14 protein-coding genes and 1 riboswitch are annotated in these 14,164 nt (G+C 72.5%); of the genes, 7 read left to right on the top strand and 7 right to left on the bottom strand.

Annotated elements, in window-relative coordinates; all coding sequences use genetic code 11:
• Nucleotides 1-20 precede the first annotated feature (20 nt).
• From ACGFWJ_RS25090 to ACGFWJ_RS25080, 3 genes are all read left to right on the top strand, one after another.
• A complete protein-coding gene (locus tag ACGFWJ_RS25090) occupies nucleotides 21-1,289 on the top strand; it encodes an ADP-ribosylglycohydrolase family protein (protein ID WP_392953395.1) in 1,269 nt (422 codons plus the stop codon).
• Between the two features lie 59 nt (nucleotides 1,290-1,348).
• The gene (locus ACGFWJ_RS25085) at nucleotides 1,349-2,041 is read left to right on the top strand and encodes an HAD family hydrolase (RefSeq protein WP_392953392.1); all 693 of its coding nucleotides are present in this window, start codon (nucleotides 1,349-1,351) and stop codon (nucleotides 2,039-2,041) included.
• A 100-nt stretch (nucleotides 2,042-2,141) separates the two neighbouring features.
• Nucleotides 2,142-2,810, top strand: a complete 669-nt coding sequence (locus ACGFWJ_RS25080; RefSeq protein ID WP_392953389.1) for an endonuclease — start codon at nucleotides 2,142-2,144, stop codon at nucleotides 2,808-2,810.
• A 77-nt stretch (nucleotides 2,811-2,887) separates the two neighbouring features.
• Here ACGFWJ_RS25080 and ACGFWJ_RS25075 read toward each other — a convergent pair whose 3' ends face one another.
• The 4 genes from ACGFWJ_RS25075 to ACGFWJ_RS25060 all read right to left on the bottom strand — a co-directional run bounded on the left by ACGFWJ_RS25075 (nucleotide 2,888) and on the right by ACGFWJ_RS25060 (nucleotide 6,895).
• Nucleotides 2,888-3,055: a hypothetical protein gene (locus ACGFWJ_RS25075; protein WP_387642715.1), complete on the bottom strand. Its 168-nt coding sequence runs from the start codon at nucleotides 3,053-3,055 to the stop codon at nucleotides 2,888-2,890.
• Between the two features lie 29 nt (nucleotides 3,056-3,084).
• Nucleotides 3,085-5,253 (bottom strand): MMPL family transporter, encoded by a 2,169-nt coding sequence (locus ACGFWJ_RS25070; RefSeq protein WP_392953386.1) that lies wholly within the window; start codon nucleotides 5,251-5,253, stop codon nucleotides 3,085-3,087.
• A gap of 141 nt (nucleotides 5,254-5,394) precedes the next feature.
• A complete protein-coding gene (locus ACGFWJ_RS25065) occupies nucleotides 5,395-5,784 on the bottom strand; it encodes a DUF302 domain-containing protein (RefSeq protein ID WP_387642713.1) in 390 nt (129 codons plus the stop codon).
• Between the two features lie 160 nt (nucleotides 5,785-5,944).
• The gene (locus ACGFWJ_RS25060; protein ID WP_392953384.1) at nucleotides 5,945-6,895 is read right to left on the bottom strand and encodes a cytochrome c oxidase assembly protein; all 951 of its coding nucleotides are present in this window, start codon (nucleotides 6,893-6,895) and stop codon (nucleotides 5,945-5,947) included.
• A 217-nt stretch (nucleotides 6,896-7,112) separates the two neighbouring features.
• Between ACGFWJ_RS25060 and ACGFWJ_RS25055 the strand changes: the two genes are divergently transcribed.
• Nucleotides 7,113-8,420, top strand: coding sequence for an FtsW/RodA/SpoVE family cell cycle protein (locus tag ACGFWJ_RS25055; protein ID WP_392953382.1), 1,308 nt, complete (start codon nucleotides 7,113-7,115; stop codon nucleotides 8,418-8,420).
• A gap of 172 nt (nucleotides 8,421-8,592) precedes the next feature.
• Here ACGFWJ_RS25055 and ACGFWJ_RS25050 read toward each other — a convergent pair whose 3' ends face one another.
• The 3 genes from ACGFWJ_RS25050 to ACGFWJ_RS25040 all read right to left on the bottom strand — a co-directional run bounded on the left by ACGFWJ_RS25050 (nucleotide 8,593) and on the right by ACGFWJ_RS25040 (nucleotide 11,106).
• Nucleotides 8,593-9,984: an FAD-dependent oxidoreductase gene (locus ACGFWJ_RS25050; RefSeq protein WP_392953379.1), complete on the bottom strand. Its 1,392-nt coding sequence runs from the start codon at nucleotides 9,982-9,984 to the stop codon at nucleotides 8,593-8,595.
• A gap of 189 nt (nucleotides 9,985-10,173) precedes the next feature.
• On the bottom strand, nucleotides 10,174-10,812 hold the full coding sequence (locus tag ACGFWJ_RS25045; protein WP_392953376.1) for an MSMEG_1061 family FMN-dependent PPOX-type flavoprotein: 639 nt from the start codon (nucleotides 10,810-10,812) through the stop codon (nucleotides 10,174-10,176).
• A 42-nt stretch (nucleotides 10,813-10,854) separates the two neighbouring features.
• A complete protein-coding gene (locus ACGFWJ_RS25040; protein ID WP_387642708.1) occupies nucleotides 10,855-11,106 on the bottom strand; it encodes an SCO4226 family nickel-binding protein in 252 nt (83 codons plus the stop codon).
• Between the two features lie 149 nt (nucleotides 11,107-11,255).
• Nucleotides 11,256-11,383, top strand: a riboswitch (FMN riboswitch).
• 183 nt (nucleotides 11,384-11,566) lie between these two features.
• Between ACGFWJ_RS25040 and ACGFWJ_RS25035 the strand changes: the two genes are divergently transcribed.
• The 3 genes from ACGFWJ_RS25035 to ACGFWJ_RS25025 are packed head-to-tail and all read left to right on the top strand — an operon-like array spanning nucleotide 11,567 to nucleotide 14,126.
• Complete coding sequence (locus tag ACGFWJ_RS25035; RefSeq protein ID WP_387642707.1) at nucleotides 11,567-12,226, top strand: riboflavin synthase; 660 nt, start codon at nucleotides 11,567-11,569, stop codon at nucleotides 12,224-12,226.
• A 56-nt stretch (nucleotides 12,227-12,282) separates the two neighbouring features.
• Nucleotides 12,283-12,864, top strand: coding sequence for a nicotinamide riboside transporter PnuC (locus ACGFWJ_RS25030; RefSeq protein ID WP_387643031.1), 582 nt, complete (start codon nucleotides 12,283-12,285; stop codon nucleotides 12,862-12,864).
• Nucleotides 12,861-14,126 (top strand): bifunctional 3,4-dihydroxy-2-butanone-4-phosphate synthase/GTP cyclohydrolase II, encoded by a 1,266-nt coding sequence (locus tag ACGFWJ_RS25025; protein WP_387642706.1) that lies wholly within the window; start codon nucleotides 12,861-12,863, stop codon nucleotides 14,124-14,126. The genes ACGFWJ_RS25030 and ACGFWJ_RS25025 overlap by 4 nt, the downstream gene beginning before the upstream one ends.
• The last annotated feature ends 38 nt before the right edge of the window (nucleotides 14,127-14,164 follow it).

Here is a 14,164-nt window from a genome sequence, read left to right as displayed (position 1 = left end):
CACGCTTCGGTGGGAGCCATATGACCACCCCTGCCCCGCACACCGGCCCCGCGTTCGACGCCCTCCAGGGCCTGTCCGTCGGCGACGCCCTCGGCGCCCAGTTCTTCGTCCCCGAAACCGCCCGCGCCCACTTCGCCGCCGGCACCGTCCCGCCCGGCCCCTGGCCGTGGACCGACGACACCGAGATGGCCTGCTCGGTGTACGCCGCGCAGACCGAACGCGGCGCCGTCGACAGCTACGACCTCACCCACGCCTTCGCGTACCGCCACGACTTCGACCGCGGCTACGGACCCGCCGCGAACCGCCTGCTGCGGCTGATCCGGGAGGGCGGCGACGCCCGCCGCCTGGCCGCCGAACTCTTCGACGGCCAGGGCTCGTTCGGCAACGGCGCGGCCATGCGGGTGGCCCCGCTCGGCGCCGCGTACGCCCACGACCCGTCCGCCGTGGTCCGGATCGCCGCCGACACCGCCGTGATCACCCACACCCACCCGGACGCGGTGGACGGCGCGATCGCGGTGGCGGTCGCCGCCGCCCACGCGGTGCGCCGGCGCACCCGCAGCTGCTCCCCGGAACGCTTCCTGTCCGCCGTCGCCGACCTCACCCCCGATGGCCCCGTCCGCCGCGCCCTGTACCAGGCCCGGCAACTGCTCGACCGCGCCGACGCCCGCGAGGTCGCGGCCGTGCTCGGCAACGGCAGCCGCACCAGCGCCCTCGACACCGTCCCGTTCGCGCTCTGGTGCGCCGCCCGGTGGCTCGACGACTACCCGACGGCCGTCCGCTCGGCGATCAACGCCGGCGGCGACATGGACACCGTCGCCGCGATCACCGGCGGCGTGGTCGCCGCCGGCACCGGCACCGGGGGCATCCCCGCCGCCTGGCTGGCGGCCCGCGAACCGCTGCCCGCCTGGGCGTTCCCCGCCCCCGGCAGCATTCCCGCGCCACTGCCGCACCTCACCCGGATGCGGCTGCCCCGCCCCTACCCCGTCCCGGACCGGATGTTCTTCGCCGAGGAGCAGTGGAACCGCTACCGGGCCGGCTACCGGGCCGCGCGCTGGGTGGCCCGCGCGGAGGAGGGCGTCCTGCACCTGCACTTCGCCGTCTCCGGGGACGAGGTCGCCGCCATCCGCGTCGTCCCGTCCGGCAGCGGCCAGCGCGCCGTCTCCGCCGAGGTCGAGGCGCACCCGTCGTACTACAACGGGGCCGGTTTCTCCGGCGCCCTGCTGGCCACCGTCATGGAACTGGAGGGCAGGCTCCAGACCAGGGGCCCACTTCCGGCCGGCCCCTGGTGACGGCCCGTCCGGCGCCCGGATAGGGTGGCGATGCAGGCGGAACGGCGATGGAGGGGCGGATGCGCATCGAGGCGGTGCTGTTCGACCTCGACGGCACCCTGATGGACCACGACGGCGCTGCCGAGGCCGCCGTCCTGGCCGGCGCCGCCGCCGAACTCCCCGGACGCCCGCTGGACCGCGACGGGCTGCTGCGGTTCTGGCGCGAGCTGGAACGCCGCGAGTACGACCGTTACCTGGCAGGCGAGTTGACGGTGCAGCAGCAGCGCCGACTCCGGGCACTCGGCCTGGCCCGGCACCTCGGGCTGGGGGAGTGGTCGGACGAGCGGGCCGACGCCTGGTTCGCCGGATTCCTCCGCAGGTACCGGCGCTCCTGGCGGGCGTTCCCCGAAGTGCCGCGCGCCATCCGCGAGTTGGGGTCGGTCCGGCAGCTCGGCGTGATCACCAACGGCGAGGGCGACATCCAGCGCGACAAGCTGCGCGCCGTCGGCCTCGGCGCCCTGGCCGCGCACACCACCGCCTCCGGCGACGCGGGCTGCGCCAAGCCCGACCCGGCGATCTTCCACCTGGCCTGCCGCGCCCTCGGCGTCGCCCCCGAGCGCGCCGCGTACGTCGGCGACCGGCTGGACGTGGACGCGCAGGCCGCCACCGAGGCCGGCCTGCTCGGCATCTGGCTGGAACGCGAGCCCACCGGCGCGGACACCGCCGTCCCCCGGGTGCGCACGCTCACCGAGGTCGCCGCACTGCTGGGCTGAACCCCGGTCGGCGTGCCTCCGGGCCGCCCGGGCCCCCCTCCGCGTAGCGTCGGCCCGGAGGGCTGACTGTTCGTCAGCGAAGCGATCCAGGGAGGCCGGTATGGACGCGCGGCAACGAGTGACGGCACTGGTGGCGGAGGCGGGGACCACATTCGCCGAACAGGCGGGCATCGAAATCGCCGACCGGCCCGCCGAACTCTGGCAGCTGCTGATGCTCAGCAACCTGGTCTCGGCCCGCATCCAGGCCGAGATCGCCGTCACCGGCACGGCCTCCCTGGTCGCGGCCGGCGCCGGCACCCCCGCCGGCACGCTGGAACTCGACTGGCAGCAGCGCAAGGACGCGCTGATCGCCGGCCGCTACCAGCACTTCGCCGACGGCACCGCCACCCGGCTCGGCGAATGCGCCCGGCTCGCCCAGGGCGAATACGGCGGCGACCTGCGCAAACTCGCCACCGCCGCCCAGGGGCGCCCCGAACGCACCCGGGCCCTGCTGCAACGTTTCCCCGGCATCGGCCCGGCCGGCGCCGCCGCGTTCTGCCGCGAGGCCCAGGCGGTCTGGCCCCACCTCCGCCCCGCCCTCGACGCCCGCGCCCTCGCGGGCGCCGAACGCCTCGGCCTCCCCACCGACCCCGCCGAACTCGCCACCCTGATCGACCCCGCCGACCTCCACCGCCTCGCCGACGCCCTGGTCCGCGCCGCCCTCGACCCCGCCATGGCCGCCCGCGTCCTCGCCGCCTCCCCCGACACCACCGAGCCCGCCGCCGTCTGACCCCGGGCGGGAACGCCGAGCGCCCCCGCCCTGACGGTGGGCGGGGGCGCGATTCGGGTGGCTCAGAGGCCCGGGGGTCAGCGGCCGAAGATGCGGCTCAGCCAGGAGCCGGAGGCGGCCTTGTCGGCCGGGGTGCAGGAGCAGCGCTGGGACTTGGGGATTCCGGCGAGGACCTGCTCGACGTGCATGCCGCAGCCGGCGTAGGAGGGCTTGTTGCAGGTCTTGCAGGTGGTGCGACGGCACATGGGGGTGGGGCCTTTCGGGGGAGGGGGTGTCAGGAGTGCGAGAAGGGGATGTTGGGGAGGACGCGGTCCAGCCAGCGGGGGGTGTGCCAGGCGGCGCGGCCGGTCAGGCGGAGCAGGACGGGCAGCAGCACCAGGCGGACCAGGGCGGCGTCCAGCAGCACGGCGACGCCGAGCACGATGCCCATCTCCTTGGGCGGCAGCGGGCCGGAGATGGCGAAGGTGAAGAACACCGCGACCATCACGGCGGCCGCCGCGAAGATCACCCGGCCGGAGTGGGCCAGTGCGCCGACCATCGCCTTGCGCGGGTCGCCGGTGCGCTCGTACTGCTCCTTGGCGGAGGCCAGCAGGAAGACCGTGTAGTCCATCGCGATCGCGAAGATCATCGCGAAGAAGAACACCGGTGCCCAGCCGTCCAGGAAGCCCTGCGGGGTGAAGCCCAGCAGTCCGGAGCCGTGGCCGTCCTGGAAGACCAGCCGGGCGACGCCGAACGCCGCGCCGGTGGACAGCAGGCTGGCGGCGGTGCCGAGCGCCGCGATCAGCGGGGCGCGCAGCGCGAACAGCAGCAGGACGAAGCCGAGCACCATCACGACGCCGATGACCAGCGGGGTCTTCTCGGTCAGCAGGTGCTGCAGGTCGAGGTTCTCCACCGCCGCGCCGCCGACCAGGGTGTGGTCGGGCAGTTCGGCGCGCAGCGTGTTCACGGTGTGGCCCAGCTGCGGGTCGGACGGGTCGACGGACGGGACGGCCTGGATCATCGACAGGTTGGTGCCGTCGGCGGCGGGCATCGCGGGCATCACACCGGCGATTCCGGGGGTGCCGGCGACGGTCTGCGCGGTGGCGGCGGCCTGGTCGGTGGGGGTGAGGATCTGCAGGGTGCCGGGGGCGCCGGCGCCGAACGCCTCCTGGACGGCGGTGTAGCCGGCCCGGGCGCTGGCGTCGCCGGGCAGCACGTTGATGGACGGCATCGCGGTGCGCAGGCCGATCACCGGCGCGGCCAGTGCCAGCAGCGCGACCAGGGCGAGCGCGCCCCAGCGCAGCGGCTGCTTCCACAGCCGCTCGCCCCAGGCGGCGAACCGCGGCGAGGTCTGCGCCTCACGCTTGGCCCACGGCAGCGAGATGGCGTCGACGCGGTGGCCCAGCTTGCCGAGGACGGCGGGCAGCAGGGTCAGGGTGGCGCCCAGCACGAACAGCACGGCCAGCATGATGCCGCCGGCCATCGAGCGGAACGCGGGGGACGGGACCAGCATCACGGCGGACAGGCTGACCAGCACGGTGGCGCCGGAGAGCAGCACGGCCTTGCCGGCGGTGTCCATGGTCTCCGCGACCGCCCGTGAACTGTCGCTTCCGCGTTCGGAGTTGGCGCGTGCGGCGCGGAACCGGACGACCAGGAACAGGGCGTAGTCGATGCCCAGCGCGAGGGCGAACATCATGGCGAAGTTCATCGCCCAGATGGAGACCGGGAACAGGTGGCTGATCAGCACCAGCGAACCGGCCGAGGCGGCGAGGCCCGCCATGGTCAGCAGCAGCGGCAGTCCGGCGGCGACCAGCGAGCCGAACGCCAGCACCAGGATGGCCAGGGTGACCGGCCAGGACATGATCTCGGACTTCATCATCGCGTCGTGGTTGGCGGTGTTGAAGTCGCTCCACAGCACGGACGCGCCGGTCGCGGTGACGTCCACGCCGTTCCCGGACAGCTCGCGCAGCGGTTCCTTCAGGTCGTCGGCGGCGCGCACCATGTCGTCCGGCGAGGCGTTGGCGCCGGCCAGCAGCACGGCGGTGCGGCCGTCCTGGCTGATCGTCGCACCGGGCTGCGGCGGGACGACGGTGGAGATCCGGGAGTCGGCGGAGGCCAGCGTGGTGGCCCGGTCGACCACCTGCTGCACGCCGGGGTCGGTCACCGGGCGGTCGGCGTGCACCACGATCTGGATCGCGGAGGAGGCGTTGCCCGCGAAGTGCTCCTCGGCGAGGGTGCGGACCTTCACCGAGTCGGAGCCGTTGGCCTGCCAGCCCGCGCCGGAGAGCGCGGTGGTGACCTTCGGGGCGAACGCGCCGAGGCCGATCACGATGATCAGCCAGCCGACCAGCACGGTCTTGAAGTGGTGGACGGACCAGACGCCGAGGCGGCCGAGCAGCCCGTCCTTGGGCGGGGCGACGGCGGGGGGCGCGGAGGCGGCCGGCGCGGGGGCGGAGCGGTTCACAGGTGCTTCTCCAAGCGGGCGGGGGGTCCGCCGAATTCAAGGGTAATACCTAGGGGGGTATATGCGGGGGCAGGCGGGGGCCAGGTGCACATACGTGGGGAGGCAGGGGGCGTGGGGGCGCCCCCTGCCGAGGTTCTGGCGTCAGGCCTTCAGCGCGGCCAGCGCGGCGCGCAGCTTGGCGGCGGCCTCGTCGGCCACCTCGCCGAGCTCGGGACGGCCGGTGAACTGCACCATCAGCTGCGGGTCCATGGCCTCGACCAGGATGCCGCCGCCGATGTCGCGCAGCACCACGTTGCACGGCATCATCAGGCCGACCCGGCGGTCGACCTCCAGGGCGCGGTGCGCGAACGGCGGGTTGCAGGCGCCGAGGATCAGGTAGTCCTCCATCCCGACGCCGAGCTTGGCCTGCATGGTGGCCGTCATGTCGATCTCGGTGAGGATGCCGAAGCCCTGCGCGGCGAGGGCCGCGCGGACCCGGTCGGCCGCGTCCTTGAACGGGCCGTTCAGGATGGCGGTGAAGTCGTCGGTCATGTCGCCGAGCCTCTCTGGTCAGTGCCGCGGTTTGTCCGTGTTGTGGGGCTTCGATACCCCCGAGGGTATTTCAGCGTACGTCGGTTGCAACCGGAGGGGTGGGAGGCGCATTCCCGGGCGCGCCGGGTGAGCTGCGTCTCACCCGGCCGCCGGGCGGCGATCAGCGGCCGTAGCGGTGGCGCAGGTTGGGGTCGTCCAGCCACCACGGGCGGTCGCCCGCCTCGGCCTCGCCGGTCTCGACGGCCACGGTCCGGGCCTGTTCGGCGGCGTCCAGTGCGGCGTCCACCGCGGCGGTCTCGGTGCGGCCGGTGACGATCAGGCGGCGGATCAGGGCGACCAGGAAGGGCAGGCCGACCACGTCGCCGAGGATCCAGATCGCGTTGCCGCCGACGAACTGGTCGCGGGCCAGTGACGGGCCCCAGTCGCGGGCCACGCCCGCGTAGTACGGTTCGGCGATCACGTGGCCGCCGTACAGCAGCACCAGGGCCAGCGCCGCGTCGAAGATCACCTCGACGAAGCTGATCACCACGCCGATCATCAGCGGGTACTCGCGCGCCACCGGGTCCAGCTGCAGGCGCGGCCAGAAGTACAGCAGGCCGAGCAGGACGAGCACCAGGTGGAAGCCGATGTTCCCGGCCGTGCTGGTCAGCGTCTCGGTGTACCAGGGCGTGAAGTACAGCAGCCACGGCGGCACGATCAGCAGCACCGTGGACACCAGCGGGAACATCAGCACCCGGGACGTTCGGCCGCCGAGCACGCCCCGCAGCCGCTCCCGGCCGGCCGGCGACAGGGTGTCGGCCAGAAGCGAGACGGGGGCGCCGAGCGCCAGCAGCAGCGGGACCAGCATCAGCAGCAGCACCAACTGCACGGCGCGGTCGGTGAACAGCACCCGCTCGTACACACCGAGGCCGGAACTGGTGGTCCACACCCACACCGCCAGCCCGCCGAGGAACGCCGCCGTGCGGTACCACGGCCAGCCGCCGCGCCGCCGGACGCCCACCAGGTAGCTGCCGGCCAGCAGCACGGTCAGGGCGGCGACCGCCGGTTCCAGGGTCCAGGTGTCGGCCAGCGCCGACCAGTGCCAGGGCGCGACGGCCGCGGGGTGGGACATGGCGGTGGCTCTCCTTGCTCTCGCTCTCGGCCGCGGCGCCCGGCGGGCGGAACCGGAGCGGGATGCCCGGCGTCGTCGCAGCGCCGGATCCGTGCAAGGATCCGGCATTGAAGTTCTACACGCCTGTAGAAAAAACTGAGAGGGGGGCCGGGTGGGACGCGCGATACGGAGCGCCGGCAGCCGCGCTGCCACGCGCCGCCGGAACATCGAACTCGGCATGCTGGCACTCGCGGTGACGGTCTGCCTGGTCGGCTGGTGCACCGCGAACCTGGCCCTCCGCGGCACCCTCCCGCCCGGCCTGCTGCCCTACGGCGCGGGATTGACTGCCCTCGCCGCCGTCCTGCACCTCGTCGTGCGACGCTTCGCCCCCTACGCCGACCCGTTGATCCTCGCCTTGGCGGTGCTGCTCACCGGCTTCGGCCTGGTCCTGCTCGACCGCCTCGACTACTCGTACGCGATCTGGCACGCCCAGAAGGGCGACTGGCAGAAGATCCCCGCCGCGCCCAGCCAGGTGCAGTGGACGGTGATCGCCATGGTGGTGGCCGGCGTGCTGCTGGCCGTGGTCAAGCACCACCGACTGTTCCAGAAGTACGTCTACCTGATCATGGCGGGCGCGCTCGTCCTGCTGGCCGCGCCCGCGTTCTTCCCCGGCGACAGCTTCGGCGCCAAGCGCTGGATCCGGCTCGGCGGCCTCTCCTTCGAACCCGACGAGTTCGTCAAGGTCGCCATCGCGGTGTTCTTCGCCGGCTACCTGACCGCCAACCGGGACGCGCTCGCGCTCACCGGCCGCAAGGTCTGGGGCGTCAACCTGCCGCGCGGCCGCAACCTCGGGCCGGTACTGGCGATCTGGGCGGTCAGCCTGCTGGTGCTGATCTTCGAACGCGACCTCGGCACCTCGCTGATCTTCTTCGGGGTGTTCGTGGTGATGCTCTACACCGCCACCGAACGCACCGGCTGGGTACTGATCGGCCTGCTCATGGCTGCCGCCGGCGCGTCCGTGGTCGGCGACCTGGAACCGCACGTGCACGGCCGCGTCGAGGCCTGGCTGCACCCGCTCGACTACTACAAGGAGCACCACAACCCCGCGCTCATCTCCGACCAACCCGCACAGGCGATGTTCAGCCTCGGCAGCGGTCACCTCCTGGGCACCGGCCTGGGCCAGGGCAAACCCTTCCTGATCGGGTTCGCCGGGCGCAGCGACTTCATCTTCACCACCATCGGCGAAGAACTCGGCCTGGCCGGCGCCATGGCCGTGCTGCTGGTCTACGGCCTCTTCGTCCAGCGCGCCCTGCGCACCGCGATCGCCCTCACGGACCCGTTCGGCAAACTCCTCGCCACCGGCCTGGCCTCCGCGGTCGTCCTCCAGGTCTTCGTGGTGGTCGGCGGCGTCACCGGCCTGATACCCCTCACCGGCAAGGCCCTGCCGTTCCTCGCCGCGGGCGGCTCCTCACTGACGGCGAACTGGCTGCTCACGGCCCTGCTGATCAAGCTCTCCGACGGGGCGGGCAGGGCCGAGTTGGCGTGAGCAGCCAGGGAGAGCACAACCGGGGGCGCGGGGAACTGCGCGAAGGGGAACGCACCCGTCCGCAAGATCGCGACGCAGGGCAGTAACCTGCACTTGATCGCGACCTTGCGGACGGGCGTGCGCTTGTCGCGCAGTTCCCCGCGCCCCTGTTTTCGCACCCGCTCGTGCGCCCTTAGCCCTGCGGGTTGCGCTCCGAAACCCGGTCGCTCGCCGAGGCGTCCAGCATCGCGACCCGGTCCACCACCTTCACCCGTTCGCGGCCCGAGGCAGCGCCGAGGGCCTTCTCGTGGGCGTCGAGCCGCTGCCACCCCTCCCAGGTGGTGAAGTCGACGCCGCGCGAGCGCAGGAAGTCGACGACGGCGTCCTCGGCGGGCTCGGCAGCCGGCCGCAGGGAGCCGGAGGCGTGGTCGGCGACCAGGCAGGCGATGGTCTCGTTGGCGTCGCCCTTGGTGTGGCCGATCAGGCCGACGGGGCCGCGCTTGACCCAGCCGGTGACGTAGACGGACGGCAGGTGGGTGCCGTTCTCGTGGACGCGGCCGGCGGCGTGCGGGACCGTCGAGGAGAGGGCGTCGAACGGCAGCTTCGGCAGCTCGTCGGAGCGGTAGCCGACCGCGCGGTAGACCGCCTGGACGGGCCACTCGTGGAAGGTGCCGGTGCCGACCGTGTTGCCGGTGCCGTCGAGCGCGGTGCGTTCGGTGCGCAGGGCGACGACCCGGCCGTCCTCGCCGAGGACCTCGACCGGGTTCTCGAAGAAGTGCAGGTGGATGCGGTGCGGCCGGTCGCCGATGTCGCGGATCGCCCAGTTCTCGAGCGTCGAGGCGACCATGTCGGCCTGCTTGTTGGCGCGCCGGGTGGCGATCGAGGCGTCGTCGTAGTCGATGTCCTCGGGGTCGACGATCACCTCGATGGTGGGGGAGTGGTCGAGTTCGCGGAGTTCCATCGGGGAGAACTTGGCCTGCGCGGGGCCGCGCCGTCCGAACACGTGGACCTCGCGCGCGCGGTTCGCGGCCAGGCCGTCGTAGACGTTCGGCGGGATCTCGGTGGGCAGCAGTTCGTCCGCGGTCTTGGCGAGCACCCGGGCGACGTCCAGGGCGACGTTGCCGACGCCGAGGACGGCGACCTGCTCGGCCTCCAGCGGCCACTCGCGCGGGACTTCGGGGTGGCCGTCGTACCAGGAGACGAAGTCCGCGGCGCCGTAGGAGCCGTCGAGTTCGATGCCCGGTATCGCCAGGTCGCGGTCGGCCTCGGCGCCGGTGGCGAAGACCAGGGCGTCGTAGAAGCGGTGGAGTTCGTCGAGGGAGAGGTCGCCGGGGTAGTCGACGTTGCCGAGCAGGCGGACCTGCGGCTTGTCGAGGACCTGGTGGAGGGCCGTGACGATGCCCTTGATCCGCGGGTGGTCGGGGGCGACGCCGTAGCGGATCAGGCCGAAGGGGGCGGGCAGCCGCTCGATCAGGTCGATGGACACGCCGGGGGCGGTGGCCAGTTCGGACTTCAGCAGGGCGTCGGCGGCGTAGATCCCGGCGGGGCCGGCACCGACGATGGCCACCCGGACGGGGCGGGACATTGGCAGGTACTCCTGTTCGGCTCTGGGCGCGTACCGCCAGCCTTCCGGCGTGCGGGCGCGCCCGGTACGGTGCTTCGGCTTATGCCGTCATAAGCCGAAGCTATGTCTCCCCAAAGTTCCGCCTATGCGGCGTCTCTGTGCCCTCCAGCATGCACGAAGCGCCGCACCGCCCTCCCCGGCGGGTCCGGCTCACTCGTAACGCAGCCGCAGCGACTCCTCCTCGGAGGCCAGGATGTGCTCCAGCGTCAGCTCCGGGTCGCCCAGGTGGGAGAGCGTGACCTCGGCGGACGTGGGCGCCGCGTCGGCGGGCAGCCACTGCTCGGGGCGCCAGGCCGAGCTGCGCATGAGCGCCTTCGGGCAGTGCTGGTAGACCTCGTCCGTCGCGACCACGATCGCGGTGCGCGGCGGCTTGCCGACGGCGGTCAACCGCGCCAGCAGCTGCGGGTCCTCGCTGATGCAGGCCCGGCCGTTGACGCGCAGGGTGGACGCCCGGCCGGGGACGAGGAAGATCAGCCCGGCCTTTCCGGTGGCGATGATGTTGTGCGTGCTGTCGAGGCGGCGGTTGCCGGTGGCGTCCGGGACGGCGATGGTCCGCTCGTCCAGGAGGGAGACGAAACCGGGCGGGCCGCCGCGCGGGGTGGCGTCGCAGTTGCCGTCCGCGTCGGCGGTGGCGACGAACACCAGCGAGGAGCAGCCGATCAGCCGGCGCGCCGCGTCGTGCAGGTGGTCGACCTGCTTGCGTCGCACCAGCTCGCTCGGCTGCTCGTAGATGTCCCGGAGGCGGGCCGGGTCGCGGATCGCGTCCGCGGCGAGGGCGTCGAAGATCACGTGATCCGACACTACCCCCGCCCACCCGTCTGCGGGAGGGGGTCAGATCTGCAGCGGAACCGGGTGCACCTCGTCCGCCGGGTGCCCGGTGCGCTCGTGCACGCGCTGGACGGCCTCCTTGGACGGCGCGGACGACAGGCAGTAGACGGTGCCGGACTCCGGGTCGGCCCAGGCCTGCTGGAACTTCACACCCTCCTGCGCCTGCGCCGCCAGGTCCGCCTCGTGCGCGGCCTTCAACTGGTCGGCGGTGATGCCCTTCATCCCGTGGTGGACGTCCATGTACATCGTCGTCATCGTGGCTCAACTCCTCGGCCGGGAGCCACCGGTGCGAAAAGTGGCTCATTCCCACCCTGCGACCGCGACGTGAAGCAGGCCACAGGACACGTTCTTGCCTACGACGTCCATGCGCGTGCAAGAATGCTGGTGAAGTAGCAGTGACGTTCAGCGCACTCCGGGGTCGGTGAAATTCCGAGCCGGCGGTTACAGTCCGCGACCCGTCCGCAGCCAGCGGCCGGTTGACCAGGTGAAATTCCTGGACCGACGGTTAAAGTCCGGATGGGAGGCGTGCGCGGCGGACAGGTGTGTTCACACCACGGCCCAGGGCCGGGGTGCGGACGCACGGCTTCTCGGCGTCGAACCCGTGCCACGACCATGCCGGTCGGGGCTCCGCGGGGGCGTCCCGGCTTGCCACGTCCGCAGTCAACTCCCTATCGCCGCCCCGGAGTCCGCGCCTCTAGCGCGAGGAGAAGCCCGGGTGTTCACCGGCATCATCGAAGAGCTCGGCGAGGTCGTCTCCATCGAGGAGATCGGCGAATCCTCGCGGATCCGCCTACGCGGCCCACTGGTCACCGCGGACGTCCGCCACGGCGACTCCGTCGCGGTCAACGGCGTGTGTCTCACCGTCGTCGACGACAGCGAACAACTCGCCAAGCACGAGGGCGAGTTCAGCGCCGACGTGATGCGCGAGACGCTCCGCCGATCCAGCCTCGGCGCGCTGCGCCCCGGCTCGCGGGTCAACCTGGAACGGGCGATGGCGCTCGGTGACCGGCTCGGCGGCCATCTGGTGCAAGGCCACGTCGACGCCACCGGCACCCTGCTCTCGCGCGACCCGGGCGACCTGGACGCGGACGGGAATCCGCGCTGGGAGGTGCTGCGTTTCTCCCTGCCACAGCCGATTTCGCGCTACCTGGTGGAGAAGGGGTCGATCACCGTGGACGGAGTGAGCCTCACCGTGGTCGAGGCCGCCCGCGACACCTTCACCGTCTCGCTGATCCCCGCCACGCTCGCCCTGACCACGCTCGGGGTGAAGGCGGTGGGCGACCCCGTCAACCTGGAGGTGGACGTGCTCGCCAAGTACGTGGAACGACTGCTCGAGAACCGTGCACTGCCCGACACCCTGGGGGAATCCAAGTGAGCGCGATCGCCGATTGGACTTTCAACGCCTTCGACGAGCAGGTGAAGGTCGCCGACATGATCGGCAACCTGATAGGGCTCGCCGGGCTGGCCTTCGGCTGGCGCCGCTCGGTGCTCACCTGGCCCGCCCAGCTGCTGGCCGGCTCCGTGCTGATCAGCGTGTACCTCGGCGCGCAGGTCCCCGGACTGATCGGCAAGCAGGCGATCGTCGTGGTCGCCGCGATCTGGGGCTGGACCCAGTGGAGCCGCGGCCGCCGCGACACCGGCGAGATCGCCGTCCGCTTCGCCGGCTGGCGCGAGCGGATCGTGCTGATCGCCGCCACCGCGGCCGGCACCGCCGCCGTCGCCGCGCTGTTCAACGCCTACCCGAAGCTGTCCTGGAACCCGCTGCTGGACGCGTACATCTTCACCGGCACGCTCGCCGCGATGTACGCGCAGGCCAAGGGCTGGGTGGAGTTCTGGTTCGCCTGGATCGCCGTCGACGTGATCAGCGTGCCGTACAGCTACGCCCACGGCTACGTGTTCTCCGCGCTCACCTTCACCATCTACTTCGTCCTGGTGGTGGCCGGCCTGGTCAGCTGGTGGACGAAGGCCCGTACCGTCCGAACCGTCCCGCTCGCCAAGGAAGTTGCCGCATGAGCGCCGACCAGCCCGAAGAACCCCTCGCACTCGACCCGGTGGAACGCGCCATCGCCGACATCGCGCTCGGCCGCGCCGTGATCGTGGTCGACGACGAGGACCGCGAGAACGAGGGCGACATCATGTTCGCCGCGTCCGCCGCCACCCCCGAACTGATGGCCTTCACCGTCCGCTACAGCTCCGGCGTGATCTGCGTCCCGATGACCGGCGAGGACCTCGACCGGCTCAAGCTGCCGCCGATGACCCACGTCAACGAGGACCGCAAGGGCACCGCCTACGCCGTCTCGGCGGACGCCCGCGAGGGCGTGGACACCGGCATCTCCGCCGCCGACCGGGCCCGCACCGTCCGGCTGCTGGCCTCGCCCGGCACCGAAGCCGGCGACCTCACCCGGCCCGGCCACGTCTTCCCGCTGCGGGCCGTGGACGGCGGCGTGCTGGTGCGCCCCGGGCACACCGAGGCCACCGTCGACCTGGTCCGGCTGGCCGGCCTCGCCCCCGCCGGGGCGATCGCCGAGGTCGTCAACGACGACGGCAGCATGGCCCGGCTGCCCGAACTGCACGCCTTCGCCCGCGAGCACGGCCTGGCGATCATCTCCATCGCGGACCTGATCGCCTACCGGCGCCGCACCGAACTGCACGTCGACCGCGCCGCCGTCACCGCACTGCCCACCGACCACGGCGAGTTCACCGCCGTCGGCTACCGCGGCACCCTCGACGGCGCCGAGCACCTGGCCCTGGTGGCCGGCGGCCTGGACGCCGACGGGAAGATCCCCGAGGGCGAGGACGTCCTGGTGCGGGTGCACTCCGAGTGCCTGACCGGCGACGTGTTCAGCTCGCTGCGCTGCGACTGCGGCCCGCAGCTGCACGCCTCGCTGCGCGCCGTCGCCGACGCCGGCCGCGGCGTGGTGCTCTACCTGCGCGGCCACGAGGGCCGCGGCATCGGCCTGGCCCACAAGCTGCGCGCCTACGAGCTCCAGGAGCAGGGCCGCGACACCGTCGACGCCAACCTCGACCAGGGGCTGCCCGTCGACGCCCGCGACTACTCGATCGCCGCGCAGATGCTCGCCGACCTCGGCGTGCGCTCGCTCACCCTGCTCTCCAACAACCCGGCCAAGCAGACCGCGCTCACCGAGCACGGCCTGAAGGTCGCCGCGCGCCGCCCGCTGCCCACCGCCACTGGAGCGCACAACCTGCGCTACCTGCGTACCAAGCGCGACCGGATGGGTCACGACCTGCCGTGGCTCGAGGACGACAGCAAGTAACCGTAGTAACAAGTGTTCTGACGCACCGTCGAAAGAGG

Source organism: Kitasatospora sp. NPDC048407, assembly GCF_043200475.1.
Lineage (GTDB): Bacteria > Actinomycetota > Actinomycetes > Streptomycetales > Streptomycetaceae > Kitasatospora.
This window is presented reverse-complemented; position numbering and strand designations above follow the sequence as displayed.

Excerpts from the sequence above, each read along its gene's own strand:
- ACGFWJ_RS25090 (WP_392953395.1), top strand. The coding sequence starts at position 21 with ATGACCACCCCTGCCCCGCACACCGGCCCCGCGTTCGACGCCCTCCAG.
- ACGFWJ_RS25085 (WP_392953392.1), top strand. The coding sequence starts at position 1,349 with ATGCGCATCGAGGCGGTGCTGTTCGACCTCGACGGCACCCTGATGGAC.
- ACGFWJ_RS25080 (WP_392953389.1), top strand. The coding sequence starts at position 2,142 with ATGGACGCGCGGCAACGAGTGACGGCACTGGTGGCGGAGGCGGGGACC.
- ACGFWJ_RS25075 (WP_387642715.1), bottom strand. The coding sequence starts at position 3,055 with ATGTGCCGTCGCACCACCTGCAAGACCTGCAACAAGCCCTCCTACGCC.
- ACGFWJ_RS25065 (WP_387642713.1), bottom strand. The coding sequence starts at position 5,784 with ATGACCGACGACTTCACCGCCATCCTGAACGGCCCGTTCAAGGACGCG.
- ACGFWJ_RS25060 (WP_392953384.1), bottom strand. The coding sequence starts at position 6,895 with ATGTCCCACCCCGCGGCCGTCGCGCCCTGGCACTGGTCGGCGCTGGCC.
- ACGFWJ_RS25055 (WP_392953382.1), top strand. The coding sequence starts at position 7,113 with ATGCTGGCACTCGCGGTGACGGTCTGCCTGGTCGGCTGGTGCACCGCG.
- ACGFWJ_RS25050 (WP_392953379.1), bottom strand. The coding sequence starts at position 9,984 with ATGTCCCGCCCCGTCCGGGTGGCCATCGTCGGTGCCGGCCCCGCCGGG.
- ACGFWJ_RS25040 (WP_387642708.1), bottom strand. The coding sequence starts at position 11,106 with ATGACGACGATGTACATGGACGTCCACCACGGGATGAAGGGCATCACC.
- ACGFWJ_RS25030 (WP_387643031.1), top strand. The coding sequence starts at position 12,283 with ATGATCGGCAACCTGATAGGGCTCGCCGGGCTGGCCTTCGGCTGGCGC.
- ACGFWJ_RS25025 (WP_387642706.1), top strand. The coding sequence starts at position 12,861 with ATGAGCGCCGACCAGCCCGAAGAACCCCTCGCACTCGACCCGGTGGAA.